The sequence below is a fragment of the Microvirga sp. BF8 genome (assembly GCF_059888585.1).
On the sequence record NZ_CM187619.1, the window covers coordinates 1,821,704 to 1,838,024 of the forward strand.

Consider the following 16,321-nt stretch of genomic DNA (forward strand, 5'->3'; position numbering starts at 1 on the left):
GCTATTCGAACTCTGAGGGCGAGAGAGTCCGATGCGCGTCCATGAGGCGCTCCGGTTTCATCCGCAGGGCCTCCGCGAGGCCGATCAGCAGGGCCTCGTCGGCGGCGACATAGTCGAGAACGCCGGAAAGGAAGCCGGGCTCCGAGGCGGCGGACCGGATCGTATCCGGATGAAGCCCGGATATCGCGAGGAAACGGACCATGCGTTCGCTGTCTGCAATGATATAGGACAGCGCATCAAGGGCCAGTCGTTCAGCTTCCTCTACGGAAATTTTCTTCACAGGTGTTTTCATGCGCGGGATTTGCATTTCATCAATAGGTTTCAATCTAGGGTCATCATCGGATGAAGTGGCAGACCGGTGAAGTCGGTTTCGGGCCCTAGGATAGCGGTAATGAAGAAGACCGTGCTTATTGTTGAGGATAACGAACTCAACATGAAGCTTTTCAACGATCTCCTTGAGGCTCACGGCTATGCCACGCTCAAGACCGGGCATGGCATCGAGGCGATGGAGCTTGCAAGAGCCCATAAGCCCGACCTCATTCTGATGGACATCCAGCTGCCTGAAGTCTCGGGCCTTGAAGTCACCCGGTGGCTCAAGGCGGATGACGAGCTCAAGTCGATTCCCGTCATCGCCATTACTGCCTTCGCCATGAAGGGCGACGAGGAGCGAATCCGCGAGGGTGGCTGCGAGGCCTATCTCTCCAAGCCGATCTCCGTCGCGAAGTTCCTGGCAACCGTGAAGACCTATCTCGACGCCGATACCCCGAATCCGTGAGGCCAGCATTCGGGCGCCCCACCGTGGATGATGAATTGGCATCTTCTCTGGGGATTGAGCGGCTTTGCTTCGAGGTTTTCAGCAAAACGCTTCTTGTTTTCCACTGAACTCGTGATAGCCTCCGCGAATTCTTCGCATTCGGGCGCATCCACATGCTTGCATCGCCCAATGTTTCCTATATGTTCATGCCATATTCTCCGCCCCTGGCGGAGCGGCATGCCCTACGGATGCTCAGGTCCGCCGCATCTCCTGGGACTTCGTAGGCTCGGCCAGCTGGTGATGGAGCGTTGCCTCCTCAACACCATCGCCAGCTGGCCACCTTCCTCACTATGAAGAATTTCCGTTCGAAAACCATGCAAGGCGCCAGAGGCGCCTTTTTGTTTGCCTCGAACCAGGTGCGGGGCCGGGCAGAGGCGCCGGCGGGCTCCGAATGGCCCTTGTCTTCGTCTGTAACTGGACCGGGAGCCTTGCGCGGAGCTTGCGCTTCGGGCTGCCGCCGCGTTGAGCGTTAAGGCATTCTTTACTAGCGTTTCGGGGCGATTCCGATCACGGAGCATCAATGCCCTCACCCGTATTCTCCGCTACCGTTCTCCCGTCTCTCGTCACCGGAGGGCCTGACACGCGCATCGAAGTGGCTACCCCTGGCCAGGTCGGAACCGCGGTCGTCGAGGTCCGGCATGCTCCTGTATCGGTTTCCGGTCCGAGTCAGATCGGGATCGACGCCGTGCTCCAGGATGCGCGAAGCCGGATCGCCGCGATTGCGAGCCTCTCTCCCCAGGAGGTCCATGTCAGTGCCAGGGCGTGGCAATTGGCGTTTTAGGCCGGATGCCAGGCTTTTCCTGGGGATAAGCAAAAGTCGCCAGTATGCTTAAGTAAAGGTTACGGTCATGGCGATTCTCGAGGCCGGCGGCCTGTATTCAATGGCCTCTGATCGCTGATATCGCTTCGAGTTTCGTGATCCACTTCGCGACCTCACAGGAAACCCTCCGGCCCTGAGAGCGTTCTACGAAACTTTTACTATTCATGACACATGATCCTTCCCGCATTGTCTGCGTAGCGACGGGAGGATTGTTTCCATGAACGGCCAATTGAATTCGCAGGATACGATCACCGAGGAGCGTTTGACGAAGGCGCTCGAGGTCCTTTCCTCCGTCGTTGCGGAACATGGTGAGAAGCACCTGCCGTTGTTCCAGATGATCGAAGGGCAACTTGCCCAGCTTCACGCCCGAAAGGCGGTGCGCGATCAGGCAACCGCGCTTCCGGAAGCGATGGAGAAGGTGGCCTAGGACTTCGGGGGCTGTTAGCTCCGGCCGGCCGGGATTTTCATTCTGCGTTGTACCATTGGGCCAGAACGGGCGGCGCAATCGCCGGGCTGCGCGTTCGGATAGGCGCTCGTTCTGGTTACCCAGCTAGAAGCGTTGCCCTCCGGGCCAAATCGGCGCACCTTGAATTCAGCTGTTTCTGCAGCAGCAGCGGGCAAGTCCCGGGAGCGGCACGGATGGACTGCCCTCCCGGGACTTGTCGTTCCTGCACAGGGCAAATCCCCATCATTCGCAATGAAAGAACGCTCGGCGATGGCGGAGCGAATCGCTGGCCGGGCTGGCTGCCGCGCTACTGTGTCGAGAGATCCAGGTCCGGCGTATAATCGGTGCCTTCAACGTCCTTTATGATCGCCTGTCCGCAGATGACCCGCTTTGCTTCGTCGCTATAGGTCAGCGTCGGTGGCCCATAGAGTTCCCAGCCGCTGTTGAGGGCAGCGGTCACACGGTGACAGAAGCTCGCATCGTCGGGACCGGTCAGATAGCGGTAAAGTTTCACGGTTTCCTCCCTTCATGAGCCAAGCCCTGTTTCCGTCCATGGCCCAGGCGACCGGTCTCGGCACGTCGTGGGGCGCCCACGAAAAAACCGCCTCTTGTGGAGGCGGTTCATGGTCGTCAGAGCCTGGAAAGCCAGATTACTTGATCTTGGTTTCCTTGAACTCGACATGCTTCTTCGCGACCGGATCGTACTTCTTCAGGGAGATCTTGTCGGTCATCGTGCGCGAGTTCTTCTTCGTCACGTAGAAATAGCCCGTGTCGGCCGTCGAGACGAGCTTCACTTTGATGGTTGCGGCTTTGGCCATGGTCAAACCTCTTGAAATCCGGTGCTTCGGCGGAATGGAACTTGGCCGAAACGCAAAGGCCGGGCGAACCCGGCCGAAAATTCGTGCTGCTCCATGCCCGATTATGCCCGTTTCGTCAAGGGTTCAGGGAGGAACAGAACCCGATCTGGTCGGAAATGAGCCAGCGGAAAATACAACTCGCCATTCCGAGCCGCAGCGATAATGGGTTCCGGGCTTACCTGCGGCGCCCCGGAACGGCGGGAGCTCCCAGCTCCTACAGTTCTTCGCGGACGAAGCGGCCCCGCTGCCGGTGGAAGAACGGGACCGGAAGTTCATGGGCGAAACCGTTGCTGATCCTTGCTTCCAGCTCCTCCAGGATGAGCCTTGTGATCGGCATCAGGTCGAGTGCCCTCGCCTTGTCCAGGGTCACCCAGGCGGTTTCGACCAACTCGGAATCGGGGCCGACCACCCCTTCGACGGTATCGGCGATGATGTCGCGGTCGATGGCGAAGAAGCGGGTATCGAATCGCTTCACTTGGCGCGGCGGGGTGATCGCCCTGGCCACGAAGTGAAGTTCTTCGAGATCGGGATGGACGTTCCGCTCCTGGAAGGCGGCCCAGCTTCCTGCGGGGGCACGTTCCGGGGGACCATAATCCTTCGTACCCAGCAGGATGCCGGTTTCCTCGAAGGTTTCTCGGATGGCGGCGAGCGCGAGGGCGCGGCTGCGCTGGACAGAGGGGCGGATCACCCGCGCCATCAGGGCCTGCTCCGCGCGGGGATGAAGGGTTCCGGCGACGGACATGGTACGGTCCCCCGCCTCGATCCCGCCCCCGGGAAACACGAAGACGCCGGGCATGAACCGGTGCGACATGTGCCGACGGCCCATGAGCACCTTGGGGCTTCGGCCCTGGCGGTCGACGATGATGAGCGTGGCGGCGTCGCGCGGGGTGACCTTCGCGTAGGCGGGATTACGCGCCTCTGAGGCGCGGCGGTCCATCTGCTCGAGTATCCCCGTCACGTTTAATCTCCTCAGCAGCCGCGCGGCGGGCGCGCGCCGCTCCGAATCCGTGCATGCCTAGCGCGTATTGCAGCCCGACGACAGCGCCTTTGACCGGCTGCATGAGGCCAAGACACAGAATGAGAGTCAGGGCCGGCCAGACCGACAGATGGATCCATATGGGCCACTCGAATCGCGTCTCCGTCATGAGGATGCCGTAGCCCACGATATGGCCGACAATGACCATCACGAGATACGGGGGCAAATCGTCCGCCCGGTGATGGTGCATCTCCGCGCCGCAGACCTCGCAGGACGGCACCACCTTCAGGAAGCGGTTGAAAAGGTGCCCCTCGCCACAGGCCGGGCAGCGGCACAGGAATCCACGCTTCACCGCCGTCGTGCGACTGATGCTTTCGGGAGGAATCGTCTTGAGGGTCGCGGGCATCGCTCTTCCTATGGTCAGGCGCGGCCGCGCCTTTTGACTTTCACCTTGGGCGCGGCACGGCGCCCCGACTTTTCCGCCTTCTTCGGACCCTTGCCGCCGCGTGTCTTCGACGGGCCGGGAGGCCTGCGCGAATAGCGCCCTTCGGACTGCAGTTCGAACCGCAGGGCCCCAGCCACGGGCGCCGCCTCCACCAGCTTGACCTGGGCTCGATCGCCGAGCCGGTAGGTTTCGCCGGTGCGCTCGCCGCGAAGGGAATGGGTCCTCTCGTCGTAGCGGTAATAGTCGGCGCCGATGGTCCCCGCCGGCACGAAACCGTCCGCACCCGTTTCGCTGAGCTTGATGAACAGGCCGGCCTTGGTGACGCCCGAGATCTGCCCCTCGAATGTGGCCCCGATCCGGTCCGCAAGGAAGTGTGCGATCAAGCGGTCGATTGTCTCACGCTCCGCCGCCATGGCGCGCCGCTCCGCCGCGGAAATCCGCGCGCTGATCTCGATCAGCTCTGCCCTGGTGGTATCCGCGGGCAGGCCGTCCTTGCCGAGCTTCAGGGCTGCGATGAGAGCCCGGTGGACGATGAGGTCGGCATAGCGCCGGATGGGCGAGGTGAAATGGGCATAGCGCCTGAGGTTCAGGCCGAAATGGCCGTAATTCTCGGCCGAGTATTCGGCCTGCGACTGGGAGCGGAGCACGACCTCGTTGATGAAGAGCTGATGCTCCGAGCCATCGACGCTGCGCAGGATCCGGTTGAACAATTCCGGCTTCAGCGCTCCCTGTGCCGGAAGCTTGAGGCCGATCGAGGCCAGAACCTCGCTCAACGCCCGCATCTTCTCCAGCGACGGCTCGTCGTGGACCCGGTAGATCAGGTCGGACTGCGCCTTCTCCAGGCTTTCTGCCGCGGCGACATTGGCGAGGATCATGAACTCCTCGATGAGCCGGTGCGCCTCGAGCCGCTCGGGCACGAAGACCCTGTCGACGGTGCCGTCGGGCTTGAGGACGATCTTGCGCTCGGGCAGGTCGAGAAACAGCGGCTCGCGAATGTCACGGGCCTTCTTCACCGTCTCATAGGCGGCCCAGAGCGGTCTCAGGATCGGATCGAGGATCGGGCCGGTGATTTCGTCGGGCCTGCCGTCCATGGCAGCCTGCGCCTGTTGATAGGAGAGCTTCGCGGCCGAGCGCATCATCACCCGGTGGACGCCGTGGCTCTTCTTGCGCCCGTCAGGGCCGATCACCATGCGGATGGCGAGGGCAGGGCGGGGCTGATGCGGGCGCAGGGAACAGAGGTCGTTCGAGATCCGCTCCGGGAGCATGGGCACGACCCGGTCGGGGAAATAGACCGAGTTGCCGCGCTCAAGAGCCTCCCGGTCGAGCGCGGACCCTGGCCGCACATAGGCCGAGACGTCGGCGATGGCCACGGTAACGATGAAGCCCCCCTCATTGTGCGGATCCTCGTCCCGCACGGCGTGGACCGCGTCGTCATGGTCCTTGGCGTCGGGCGGGTCGATGGTGACGAGGGGTACGTCACGCCAATCCTCGCGTCCCGCGAGAGTCGCGGGCTGCGCCTTCTCGGCCTCCGCCAGCACGTCCTTCGGAAATTCGCTGGGGATGTTGTGGGCGTGGATGGCGATGAGGCTGACTGCTTTCTCGGACTTCACGGAGCCGAGGCGTTCCTTGACCTTGGCATGCGCGAGGCCGAAGCGGCCATGCTTGACCACGGATGCGCTGATGAGGTCGCCGTCCTGTGCTTCCGCATCGTCACCCGGGCGAATGTGAAGCTCCTGGTCTCGGGACTTCTTGTCCACCGGCACGAGCCGTCCGCCGCCCTCCGGCAACGCACGGAAGATACCGAGGATCTGCGCCTGCTTCTTCGCGACGATTTTCGTCACGCGGCCGGCATAGCGGTGGACGTCGCCGGCTTTGAGCGGGTCGACCCGCAGGAGTGCCCTGTCCCCGACCCCGGCGACCGGTTGGCCCGGGCGCGGTTTTCGGGGCGGCGTAATGGTGATGGTCGGGATGGGGCCAAACTCCTCCTCGTCCCATTCCGTCGGCTCGGCGATGAGCTCGCCGTCCCGATCCCGCCGCTTGATGTCCGCAAGAACGACGGGGGGAAGCTGACCGGTCTTGTGCACCGTCTTGCCACGCCGGTCGACGACGCCTTCGATCTCCAGGTCCTTCAGCAGCTGCTTCAGCCAGATCCGGTCGCCACCCTGCACGTTGAAGGCGCGGGCAATCTCCCGCTTGCCGACCTTGCCGGAGGCATTGGCGATAAAGGCGACGACGTCTTCCCGCGAGGGGAGTGTCGAAGAGGCGGGTTTGGAGCGTTTAGCCAAGGAAAGAACTCTTCGGGTTCATGAGGTCTTGTCGCATGCGGGCTGTGCTTCGGCTAGCCCGCACCGGTCCATGATGACGCTTGGAGCGCGGCTTTGGATCCAGGCGTCGCTGGTCGTCGCAGCGGGAAGCGCCCACACCATCTGCGTCGTCGGATCAGTTACGACGGCAGCCAGCCTGCCTCTATCGGAACCCCTCAGCGTCGAGGTGCCGGGGGAGCGACGCGGGCCACACAGGACAAAAAAAAGGCCCCTTGCGGGAGCCTTTGAGGGACCGGCCCGTGGGGGGCAGAATGAGCCGGTGATGCCCTTCAACGTATGGATGAGGCACATGGTTCCGCAAGTTTTAAAAATTTTTCTCGCGTGCTCTTCCGGGGTAGGTCCTGAAGGCTACGGCCGGCCGGGCCTCCAGAACGCTGCGGATCGTGCTAAGGTCGGGCGAGAACTCCATCCAAGCATTCAGGCTCGAACCTGAACCGGGGGCCATCTTCCAGGAGGGAGACTATCATGCTTCGGCTTCTTGCCGTTTCGCTGCTCCTCATGACGGCCCCGGCCCTGGCGGCCGAGGTTCCGAGGCTCGACATCCAATCCACCTGCAAGGCCGCCGTAGCCCTGGATTCGAGTGACCGGTCACCAGAGGCGAACTGCATGAAGGACGAAACGGCCGCCCGAGACGACCTTGCGAAGCAATGGGCCGACGTCGCCGAGCCGCTGCAGAAACGCTGCATCGAGGAAACGAGCATCGGAGGCTATCCGAGCTACGTGGAAGTGCTGACCTGCATCCAGACCGCGACCGGCAACGCGAAACTGCAGCCGAAAGCGACCTACCGCCGGCCGGGCCGCTAACGTCCTCTGAGAGCCTCCGGTATCGACGCGCCTCCGGATCCGCCGGGACGGACCTACGCCGGCCTGAGCCCGTCAGATATCTAGATCCGCCTCGTCGGCGAAGGCGGCGCGCTCCTGGATGAAGGTGAAACGGGCCTCCGGCTTGTTGCCCATCAGCCGTTCCACCGTATCGCCGGTCTCCGGCCGCTCGTCCGCCTCCACCACGACCTTCAGAAGCAGACGCTTCCGCGGATCCATGGTGGTCTCCTTCAACTGGCTGGGAAGCATCTCGCCGAGGCCCTTGAAGCGCCCGATCTCGACCTTGCCGCTGCCCTTGAACACCGTCTTCAGAAGCCGGTCCCTGTCAGCCTCGTCGCGGGCATAGGCGGATTTCGTGCCCTGCGTCAACCGGTAGAGGGGCGGAACCGCGAGATAGAGATGCCCCCCGTCGATAAGGCGCGGCATCTGCCGGTAGAAGAAGGTGATCAGCAGCGAGGCGATGTGGGCGCCGTCCACGTCCGCGTCGGTCATGATGATGACCTTCTCGTAGCGGAGATCGGCATCCCGGTACTGGGAACCCGTGCCGCAACCGAGGGCCTGGACGAGATCCGAGAGTGTCTGATTCTGGTGCAGCTTGTCCCGCCCCGCCGACGCGACGTTGAGGATCTTGCCCCGCAGCGGAAGGATCGCCTGGCTGGCCCGATCGCGGGCCTGCTTGGCCGAGCCCCCAGCCGAGTCGCCCTCGACGATGAAGATTTCAGAGCCCTTCGCGCCCGCATTGGTGCAATCCGCCAGCTTGCCGGGCAGGCGCAGCTTGCGGGTTGCTGTCTTGCGCGCGACTTCCTTCTCCTGGCGCCGGCGGAGGCGTTCCTCGGCGCGGTCGATGACCCAGTCGAGAAGCTTGTTGGCCTGCTGCGGCGAGGCAGCGAGCCAATGGTCAAAGGTATCGCGGATGCCAGCCTCGACGATGCGGCCCGCTTCCACGGTCGCCAGTTTGTCCTTCGTCTGGCCCTGGAATTCCGGCTCGCGGATGAAGACGGAGAGCATGGACGCGCAGGTCGCCATCACGTCGTCCGTCGTCACGGCCGCCATGCGCTTCTGCTGGCCGACACGCTCTGCATGGTCGCGGAGCGCACGCAGCAGCGCGATGCGCAGGCCGTTCTCGTGGGTGCCGCCCTCGGGCGTCGGGACGGTGTTGCAGTAGGAGATCGAAAACCCGTCCTCGTTCGCCATCCAGGCGACCGCCCATTCCATGGAGCCGTGGCTGCCGGGTTTGGTGATCTTGCCGGAGAAGATCTGGTCGGTGACCAGCTCCTTGCCCTCGATGTCGTGGACGAGATAGTCCCGCAGTCCGTTCGGGAACTTGAACGTGGCCTCAGCCGGGACATTGTCGACCCCGTGGAGGAGGGCAGGCGCGCATTTCCAGCGGATCTCGACGCCGCCGAACAGGTAGGCCTTGGATCGGGCCATCTTGAACAGGCGGCGGGGGAGGAAATGGGCCTCCTTGCCGAAGATCTGCGGATCGGGTCTCAAGCGCACCTTGGTGCCGCGCCGGTTGAGCACCCGGCCGACGGTTTCGAGCTTGGTCTTGGGAATTCCGCGGGAAAAGACCTGGCGATAGAGAGTCTGGCCGCGGGCGACTTCGACCTCGAGTGTTTCGGAGAGGGCATTCACCACCGACACGCCGACGCCATGCAGGCCGCCGGAGGTCTCGTAAACCTTGGAGTCGAACTTTCCGCCCGCATGGAGGGTGGTCATGATGACCTCGAGGGCGGATTTCTTGGGAAATTTCGGATGCGGGTCGACAGGGATGCCGCGGCCGTTGTCGGTCACCGAGAGCCAGCCGCCTTCTTCCATCTCCACTTCGATGAAGCTCGCGTGGCCCGCGACCGCCTCGTCCATGGAGTTGTCGATCACCTCGGCGAAGAGGTGGTGCAGGGCCTTCTCGTCCGTGCCGCCGATATACATGCCCGGACGCCGCCGGACGGGCTCGAGCCCCTCCAGCACCTCGATGGCGGAGGCATCATAGCCGCTCTCGCCGGGAGTTCCCTGCGGGGTTCCCTGAGGGGCACTGCGGGCGACACGAGAGGCGCCGCCCCGCGCAGCCGCGGCAGCCGCCCTTTTTCCGGGTGCCGAGTCGCTCCCGAAGAGATCGTTGTTATCGGTCATCGGGACTTTCGTCCGTGCTGATTCGCGTTTCTTGGCATTGGTTTTCATTCTTCAATTCATACGAGAACAAAACGTAAACGTGAAGTGCGATCATAGAGCACAAGCCACAAAATCCCCCACCGGGGAAGTCCCTTCGTCGCCACTCCCTCTCCCAAAGAAGATCTTCCCCAGGGACCGGGAACAGTTTAGCTCTTATTCACGTTGGCTTGTTACGCTTAGCGGAAGCTTAACGGAGACGCACGGTGACCACGCGGACGATCTGGGGAACGCCACAGCAGCTTCACTTGAGCCGCGCCGCGCGCACGGCCGGGGAAGCCTTCGCATTCGACGAGCCCGAGACCCTGGCAGAGCGGCCGCGCACGCGCCTGGCGCCCATCCTGTTCCTGGTTGGATTGTCAGGCACCGCCCTCGCGGCGCTCTACATCCTCGTCGGCTAGGTGGAACGTTTTCCCGGGCAGACGTCCGAGCCCGGTCCCTTGCTTCAGCGTTTCTCCTCCTGATTCGCGTTGCGCCTCTTGTGAAGGCGGTCCAACAGGGCCTCCAAGGGCTTGCCGAGCACGAGAAGTGCCAGCGCGATGCCGCAGCCCGCGCCCGTGATGAGCCATGCCCCGAGGCCGGCGGCGACGCCGAGCGTCGCCGCGAGCCAGACCGTGGCGGCCGTCGTGAGGCCGGTGACCTCCATCCGGCCCCGATCCCGGAGGATCACACCGCCGCCAAGGAACCCCAATCCGGTCAGAATGCCCTGGATGATGCGGCTCAGCGCATCCTGATCGTAGATCAGGCTCTTGGCATAGACGGAGCCGGTGAGGACGAGCAGGGCGGAACTCAATCCGACGAGCCCGAGCGTGCGCATGCCGATCGGCTTGTCCTTCAGGTCCCGGTTCAGCCCGATCAGCATTCCGGCCAGCGTCGCGACCACCAGACGAAGGACGATCTCGACCGATTCGGGCGACAGGCGATTCATCGCGCTCCCTAAGACGGTTCGGCAGCCTTCGTGGAAGCTTTGCGGGTCGCCGCCTTTTTGGCAACCGGCGATTTCGCTGCGGCCTTTGCGGCAGTTTTGCTCGCAGCTTTCTTTGCCGGGGCCTTCTTCGCCGAAGCTTTCTTGGCCGAAGCCTTCTTGGCCGGCGCCTTCTTCGCCGCCGTCTTCCGCCCGCGGGCGGATTTCTTGGTCCCGCCCATGGCCCGGCGGGCCTGGAGGAGGGGCAGTGCGTCGTCGAGGGTCACGGCCTCCGCCGCCATCGCCTTGGGCAGGGTGGCATTGGTCTCGCCATCGGTCACGTAGGGTCCGAAACGTCCCGCCTTCACGACGATCGGCTTGCCGGATTCCGGGTCCGCGCCGAGCGGGCGCCCGGGATCGGAGGCCCCGCGGCGGAAGCCCCCGGCTGCGCCGCTTTCCTTGGCGATGATGAGGTCGATGGCGCGGTTCGCGCCGATCTCCAGCACGTCGTCGTCCTTGCCCAGATTGGCATAGGTCTTGCCGTGCTGCACGTAGGGCCCATAGCGGCCGATGCTGGCAAGGATCGGCTCGCCCGATTCCGGGTGGACCGCGACCGTGCGCGGCAGCGAGAGGAGCTTCAGGGCCTTTTCCAGATCCACCAGGGCGGGGGACATGCCCTTGGGAATCGAGGAGCGCTTCGGCTTCTCGCCCTCGCCGAGCTGGACGAAGGGCCCGAAGCGTCCGTCGCGCAGGGTGACCTGCAGGCCGGTCTCGGGATCGTCGCCCAGCACCCTCACGCCGGGCGTGCCGCCATTCTCCGACGAGCCTTCCCCTTCGCCGTCCGCGCCGGAGGCTGCGAGCTGTCGGGTATATTTGCACTCGGGATAGTTGGAACAGCCGATGAAGGCGCCGAACTTGCCGAGTTTCAGAGAGAGCTGGCCCGTTCCGCAGGTCGGACAGGTGCGTGGGTTCGACCCGTCGCCCTTGTCCGGGAAAATATGGGGACCGAGCAACTCGTTGAGGGCGTCCAGAACTTCTGTGGTGCGCAGCTCCTTGGTGCCGCCGATGGCAGCCGAGAAGTCGCGCCAGAAGTCGCGAAGCACCTGCTTCCAGTCGATCTCGCTGTTGGAGATCCGGTCGAGCTGCTCCTCCAGATCGGCCGTGAAGTCGTATTCCACGTAGCGGCGGAAAAAGCTTTCGAGAAAGGCCGTGACGATGCGGCCCTTGTCCTCGGGCACGAGCCGCTTCTTCTCGATGCGGACATATTCGCGGTCACGGAGCGTCTGGAGAACGGCGGCATAGGTCGACGGGCGGCCGATGCCGAGTTCTTCCATGCGCTTGACGAGGCTCGCCTCCGAATAGCGCGGCGGCGGCTCGGTGAAGTGCTGGTTGGCCAGGATGCGGCGGCGCTCCAGGGGATCGCCCGCCTTCATCGGCGGAAGACGGCCCTCATCATCGTCCGGATCGTCGTCCTTGCTCTCATTGTAGAGCGTCAGGAAGCCGTCGAACTTCACCACCTGGCCGGTGGCGCGAAGGTCGAGCTTGCGCGGTCCCACCTGGGCCGCGATGTCGGCAGTGGTGCGCTCCAGCTCCGCCGATTCCATCTGGCTCGCAACGGTACGGGTCCAGATCAGGTCGTAGAGCTTTGCCTGCTCAGGCTCCAGATGCTTCGCCACGTATTTCGGCAGGCGGCTCATGTCGGTCGGCCGGATCGCCTCGTGCGCCTCCTGGGCATTCTTGGCCTTGGTCGTGTATCTGCGCGGGACGCCGGGGACATAGCGCTCCCCGTATTCCTTGCCGATGACCCGGCGGGCGGCCTGCACCGCCTCGGGAGCCATGTCGACGCCGTCGGTTCGCATATAGGTGATGAGGCCCACGGTCTCGCCGCCGATATCGACGCCTTCGTAGAGGCGCTGGGCGATGCGCATCGTTTGCGCCGGCGCCAGGCCGAGCTTGCGCGAGGCCTCCTGCTGCAGGGTCGAGGTGGTGAAGGGCGGATAGGGATGGCGCTTGGCGGGCTTCGCCTCGATGTTGGCGACCGAGAAGGTCGCCAATTCGAGATCGCGCCTGAAGGCTTCCGCCTGCTCGCCGCTGCCGATGTCGAGCCGCTGGATCTTCTTGCCGTCCGCGCCAACGAGGCGCGCATCGAAGATGCCGCCGTCCTTCGTGGCGAGGGTGGCGATGAGCGACCAGTATTCCTGGGACTTGAAGGTCTCGATCTCGAGCTCGCGATCGCAGACGAGGCGAAGGGCCACCGATTGCACGCGGCCAGCCGAGCGGGCACCGGGCAGCTTCCGCCACAGAACGGGCGAGAGCGTAAAGCCGACGAGGTAATCGAGGGCGCGGCGGGCCAGATAGGCGTCGACCAGCGCCTGGTCGATCTCGCGGGGCTGGCGCAGGGCGGTCTGCACCGCATCCTTGGTGATGGCGTTGAAGGTCACCCTCTCGACGGGAAGGTCCTTGAGCACCCGCTTTTCGCGCAGGGCCTCGACCACGTGCCAGGAAATGGCCTCGCCCTCGCGGTCCGGGTCGGTGGCGAGAATGAGCTTCTCGGCGCCCTTGATCGCCTTGGCGATGTCGTTCACCCGCTTGGAGCCCCGGTCCTCCAGCGTCCAGACCATGCGGAAGTCGGATTCCGGGTCGACCGAGCCGTCCTTGGCAGGCAGATCGCGGATATGCCCGAAGGAGGCCAGGACCTCGTAATCCTTGCCGAGATACTTGTTGATCGTCTTGGCCTTGGCAGGCGACTCGACGACGACGACTTTCATGAGCGACTTCCTACGTAGCCGCGAGCAAAGCTCGAATGTGACGGCGATAATGGACGGTCAGCCCTCGACCGTCATGGGGCGGGATAAGTGGTGGATGATTGCAAACAAGTCAAATCCGGCTGTTCACCACTTGTCTCATGTGGGGATGAAAACCCTGTCCAGCAAGGGTTTGATGCTTTGTCCCAGCTCGTTCGCGCCGATCATGCGGGAAGGCGCTGCCAGCCGTGTGAGGGCATAGGCCTCCACGATATCTGAGGGCGCCGACCCGGCGAGGGCAGCCGTTGCGGCAAGGGTGAACAGGCGGTCGGCGATCAGCCGCGCCTTGCCCTCGGCCTCGGAGGAGTGAAGGGCGAGAAGGATGTCCCGGGCCGCATCGCGGGCCCCCGGCAGGTCGGCGATATCGCCCATGAGATGCTCCAATGCGGCCGTTGCCGCCTCGGGCTCCCGGGTCTCGGCGCGGAGGATGTCGAGGGCGATGACGTTGCCCGAGCCTTCCCAGATCGCGTTGACAGGCGCTTCCCGATAGAGCCGGGGCAGGGCGCTTTCCTCCACATAGCCGTTGCCGCCGAGGCACTCCATGGCCTCGTAGAGCAGCCTTGGTGCGGCCTTGCAGATGCCGAACTTGGCAGCGGGCGTCACGAGGCGGGCATATCCCGCCTCGCGCTCATCGTCGGAAATTCCCTCAAAACTGCGCGCGAGGCGCATGGCCAGCGCGGTCATGGCCTCGCTCTCGAGGGCAAGGTCCGCAAGGACCGAGCGCATGGCCGGCTGGTCGATGAGCTTTTTCTGAAAGACGGTGCGGTGCCGGGCATGATGGACGGCCTGCGCCAACCCCATCCGCACGAGTCCGGCGGAGGCCACGGCGCAGTCGAGGCGGGTGAGCTGTACCATCTCGATGATGGTGCGCACTCCGCGCCCTTCCTCCCCCACCCGCCAGGCGAAGGCGCGCTCGAATTCGACCTCGGAGGAGGCATTGGAGCGATTGCCGAGCTTGTCCTTGAGCCGCTGCAGGCGCAGGCCGTTGAGGGCGCCATCGGGCCGGAACCGCGGCACGAGGAAACAGGTCAGCCCGCCGGGAGCCTGGGCAAGGACCAGGAATGCATCGCACATCGGCGCCGACATGAACCACTTGTGGCCGGTGAGGAAATATTCGTCGCCGGCTTTCGACTCGGCGCGGGTCGTGTTGGCGCGGACGTCGGTGCCGCCCTGCTTCTCGGTCATGCCCATGCCCAGGGTCACCGCCGTCTTCTCCCAGAAGGGGACGAAACGGGGGTCGTATTGGCGCGACACGATCCGGGGAAGCCAGTCCTTGAGGAGGGCCGGCGATGCGGCGAGCGCGGCGACCGAGGCATGGGTCATGGTCATCGGGCAGACATGGCCGCTCTCGACGCCTGCGATCATATAGAGCCGTGCGGCGCGGGCCACCTGGCCACGACCCTTCGGATTTGCCGGATCGGTCCCGTCCCAGGTGGAGGCGTGCAGCCCGTCCTCCATGCTGGCCTGCATCAGGGCATGGTAGGCCGGATGGAACTCGACCGCATCGATCCGGTAGCCGCGCGGATCGAAGGTCCGCAGCTTCGGCGTATTCTCGTTGGCGAGCCGTCCCAGATCCAGGCGCTCCGCCGTGCCCCAGGCTTCGCCGAAGGCGCCGAGCTTTTCCGCCTCCGGATCGACCCCGTTGGCCGAGATCGCATCGAGGAGCGCCCGGTCTCCCGCGATCAGGTTAACATCGCCGAAGGGAGGAGGCTGATTGAAGACGTCATGCGTTGCGAGCCGGTCGGACATTGCTTCGATCCTCATTCGCTGCGCTCTGGTCCATTTTAGGACATCGCTGCCCGCCCTCCATTGTTCAGGGGCGGGCGAAAGGGGCGTATCCGCCGTCCTGCCTTTCCAGGGCGGCTATGGGTTCCGGGCGCAACGCCGGGCATCTCCTCGCGCAGGTCGGGTCCCCGAAATCCGGGAGTCTCGGTCCGGAGCCGAAGGTGCCTTGCCGCTCCCTTCGACTCCGCCTATAGCCATCTTTTTAAGATGAATCATCCGCACCCCTCCGTCTTCCCCCATCGACACCTGCTCGGCATCGAGGGGCTTTCGCCGTTGGACATCCAGGCTCTTCTCGATCTCGCCGACGCGCAGGTCGAGGTCAGCCGCCAGGTCGAGAAGAAGAAATCGACCTTGCGGGGCCGGACCCAGATCAACCTTTTCTTCGAGCCGTCCACCCGTACGCAATCCTCCTTCGAGATCGCGGGCAAGCGCCTCGGCGCGGATGTGATGAACATGTCGGTGGCGTCCTCGTCCGTGAAGAAGGGCGAGACTCTGATCGATACGGCGGCGACCCTGAACGCCATGCGGCCGGACCTGATCATCGTGCGCCACCACGCGGCGGGAGCGGTGCATCTCCTGGCCCAGAAGGTCGACTGCTCCGTGGTCAATGCCGGCGACGGCGCGCACGAGCACCCGACCCAGGCTCTGCTCGACGCGCTGACGATCCGCCGGAACAAGGGGCGCATCCAGGGCCTGACGGTGGCGATCTGCGGCGACATCCTCCATTCCCGCGTCGCCCGGTCGAACATGATCCTCCTCGCCGCCATGGGCGCGCGGGTGCGCCTCGTCGCGCCGTCGACCCTCCTGCCTCCGGACATCGGGCGGCTCGGCTTCGAGACCTTCACGGACATGCGCAAAGGTCTCGAAGGGGCGGACATCGTGATGATGCTGCGCCTTCAGCTGGAGCGCATGAACGGCTCGTTCGTGCCGTCCGTGAAGGAGTATTTCCGCTTCTACGGGCTCGATCACGAAAAGCTCGCCTTCGCCAAGCCGGACGCCCTCGTGATGCATCCCGGCCCGATGAACCGCGGCGTCGAGATTTCCTCCGACGTGGCGGACGGGGCGCAATCCCTGATCCGGGAACAGGTCGAGATGGGCGTCGCCGTCCGCATGGCGGTCCTGGAGGCTCTCGCGAGCCACTTGCCGAACCGATGAGTTG

General features: G+C 64.3%; 16 protein-coding genes. 6 read left to right on the forward strand and 10 right to left on the reverse strand.

Annotated elements, in window-relative coordinates; translation table 11 throughout:
• Window position 1: 1 nt before the first annotated feature.
• Window positions 2-292 (reverse strand): DUF3572 domain-containing protein, encoded by a 291-nt coding sequence (locus AC522E_RS08725; protein ID WP_500750020.1) that lies wholly within the window; start codon window positions 290-292, stop codon window positions 2-4.
• Between the two features lie 99 nt (window positions 293-391).
• Here AC522E_RS08725 and AC522E_RS08730 point away from each other — a divergent pair, with 99 nt between their 5' ends.
• The 3 genes from AC522E_RS08730 (at window position 392) to AC522E_RS08740 (ending at window position 2,061) form a co-directional block, all read left to right on the forward strand.
• Entirely contained in the window at window positions 392-775 is a 384-nt protein-coding gene (locus AC522E_RS08730) for a response regulator (protein WP_500750021.1), read from the forward strand.
• Between the two features lie 559 nt (window positions 776-1,334).
• Window positions 1,335-1,595, forward strand: a complete 261-nt coding sequence (locus tag AC522E_RS08735; RefSeq protein WP_500750022.1) for a hypothetical protein — start codon at window positions 1,335-1,337, stop codon at window positions 1,593-1,595.
• Window positions 1,596-1,851: 256 nt separating this feature from the next.
• Entirely contained in the window at window positions 1,852-2,061 is a 210-nt protein-coding gene (locus AC522E_RS08740) for a hypothetical protein (protein ID WP_500750023.1), read from the forward strand.
• Between the two features lie 325 nt (window positions 2,062-2,386).
• Here AC522E_RS08740 and AC522E_RS08745 read toward each other — a convergent pair whose 3' ends face one another.
• From AC522E_RS08745 to rnr, 5 genes are all read right to left on the reverse strand, one after another.
• Window positions 2,387-2,593 (reverse strand): DUF1737 domain-containing protein, encoded by a 207-nt coding sequence (locus AC522E_RS08745; RefSeq protein WP_500750024.1) that lies wholly within the window; start codon window positions 2,591-2,593, stop codon window positions 2,387-2,389.
• A gap of 136 nt (window positions 2,594-2,729) precedes the next feature.
• Window positions 2,730-2,897, reverse strand: coding sequence for a 50S ribosomal protein L33 (gene rpmG / locus AC522E_RS08750; protein WP_500750025.1), 168 nt, complete (start codon window positions 2,895-2,897; stop codon window positions 2,730-2,732).
• A gap of 253 nt (window positions 2,898-3,150) precedes the next feature.
• The gene (locus tag AC522E_RS08755; RefSeq protein ID WP_500750625.1) at window positions 3,151-3,873 is read right to left on the reverse strand and encodes an NUDIX hydrolase; all 723 of its coding nucleotides are present in this window, start codon (window positions 3,871-3,873) and stop codon (window positions 3,151-3,153) included.
• A complete protein-coding gene (locus AC522E_RS08760; RefSeq protein WP_500750026.1) occupies window positions 3,845-4,318 on the reverse strand; it encodes a DUF983 domain-containing protein in 474 nt (157 codons plus the stop codon). The genes AC522E_RS08755 and AC522E_RS08760 overlap by 29 nt, the downstream gene beginning before the upstream one ends.
• A 14-nt stretch (window positions 4,319-4,332) precedes the next feature.
• Window positions 4,333-6,642 (reverse strand): ribonuclease R, encoded by a 2,310-nt coding sequence (rnr, locus tag AC522E_RS08765; RefSeq protein ID WP_500750027.1) that lies wholly within the window; start codon window positions 6,640-6,642, stop codon window positions 4,333-4,335.
• 504 nt (window positions 6,643-7,146) lie between these two features.
• Here rnr and AC522E_RS08770 point away from each other — a divergent pair.
• Window positions 7,147-7,485 (forward strand): hypothetical protein, encoded by a 339-nt coding sequence (locus AC522E_RS08770; RefSeq protein WP_500750028.1) that lies wholly within the window; start codon window positions 7,147-7,149, stop codon window positions 7,483-7,485.
• A 72-nt stretch (window positions 7,486-7,557) separates the two neighbouring features.
• Here the strand turns inward: AC522E_RS08770 and parE are convergent, their stop codons facing one another.
• Complete coding sequence (gene parE, locus AC522E_RS08775) at window positions 7,558-9,633, reverse strand: DNA topoisomerase IV subunit B (protein WP_500750029.1); 2,076 nt, start codon at window positions 9,631-9,633, stop codon at window positions 7,558-7,560.
• 242 nt (window positions 9,634-9,875) lie between these two features.
• Between parE and AC522E_RS08780 the strand changes: the two genes are divergently transcribed.
• Entirely contained in the window at window positions 9,876-10,070 is a 195-nt protein-coding gene (locus AC522E_RS08780) for a hypothetical protein (protein ID WP_500750030.1), read from the forward strand.
• Between the two features lie 44 nt (window positions 10,071-10,114).
• Here the strand turns inward: AC522E_RS08780 and AC522E_RS08785 are convergent, their stop codons facing one another.
• From AC522E_RS08785 to AC522E_RS08795, 3 genes are all read right to left on the reverse strand, one after another.
• Window positions 10,115-10,597, reverse strand: a complete 483-nt coding sequence (locus AC522E_RS08785; protein WP_500750031.1) for an MgtC/SapB family protein — start codon at window positions 10,595-10,597, stop codon at window positions 10,115-10,117.
• A gap of 8 nt (window positions 10,598-10,605) precedes the next feature.
• Window positions 10,606-13,341 carry a type I DNA topoisomerase gene (topA, locus tag AC522E_RS08790; protein ID WP_500750032.1) on the reverse strand — a complete coding sequence of 912 codons (2,736 nt, stop codon included), beginning with the start codon at window positions 13,339-13,341 and terminating at the stop codon, window positions 10,606-10,608.
• 135 nt (window positions 13,342-13,476) lie between these two features.
• Entirely contained in the window at window positions 13,477-15,141 is a 1,665-nt protein-coding gene (locus tag AC522E_RS08795) for an isovaleryl-CoA dehydrogenase (protein WP_500750033.1), read from the reverse strand.
• 228 nt (window positions 15,142-15,369) lie between these two features.
• Here AC522E_RS08795 and AC522E_RS08800 point away from each other — a divergent pair, with 228 nt between their 5' ends.
• Entirely contained in the window at window positions 15,370-16,317 is a 948-nt protein-coding gene (locus AC522E_RS08800; RefSeq protein ID WP_500750034.1) for an aspartate carbamoyltransferase catalytic subunit, read from the forward strand.
• Window positions 16,318-16,321 lie beyond the last annotated feature (4 nt).

Coding starts and splice junctions, on each gene's coding strand:
- AC522E_RS08725 (WP_500750020.1), bottom strand. CDS start 292: ATGAAAACACCTGTGAAGAAAATTTCCGTAGAGGAAGCTGAACGACTG.
- AC522E_RS08730 (WP_500750021.1), top strand. CDS start 392: ATGAAGAAGACCGTGCTTATTGTTGAGGATAACGAACTCAACATGAAG.
- AC522E_RS08735 (WP_500750022.1), top strand. CDS start 1,335: ATGCCCTCACCCGTATTCTCCGCTACCGTTCTCCCGTCTCTCGTCACC.
- AC522E_RS08740 (WP_500750023.1), top strand. CDS start 1,852: ATGAACGGCCAATTGAATTCGCAGGATACGATCACCGAGGAGCGTTTG.
- rpmG (WP_500750025.1), bottom strand. CDS start 2,897: ATGGCCAAAGCCGCAACCATCAAAGTGAAGCTCGTCTCGACGGCCGAC.
- AC522E_RS08755 (WP_500750625.1), bottom strand. CDS start 3,873: ATGGACCGCCGCGCCTCAGAGGCGCGTAATCCCGCCTACGCGAAGGTC.
- AC522E_RS08760 (WP_500750026.1), bottom strand. CDS start 4,318: ATGCCCGCGACCCTCAAGACGATTCCTCCCGAAAGCATCAGTCGCACG.
- AC522E_RS08770 (WP_500750028.1), top strand. CDS start 7,147: ATGCTTCGGCTTCTTGCCGTTTCGCTGCTCCTCATGACGGCCCCGGCC.
- parE (WP_500750029.1), bottom strand. CDS start 9,633: ATGACCGATAACAACGATCTCTTCGGGAGCGACTCGGCACCCGGAAAA.
- AC522E_RS08785 (WP_500750031.1), bottom strand. CDS start 10,597: ATGAATCGCCTGTCGCCCGAATCGGTCGAGATCGTCCTTCGTCTGGTG.
- topA (WP_500750032.1), bottom strand. CDS start 13,341: ATGAAAGTCGTCGTCGTCGAGTCGCCTGCCAAGGCCAAGACGATCAAC.
- AC522E_RS08795 (WP_500750033.1), bottom strand. CDS start 15,141: ATGAGGATCGAAGCAATGTCCGACCGGCTCGCAACGCATGACGTCTTC.
- AC522E_RS08800 (WP_500750034.1), top strand. CDS start 15,370: ATGAATCATCCGCACCCCTCCGTCTTCCCCCATCGACACCTGCTCGGC.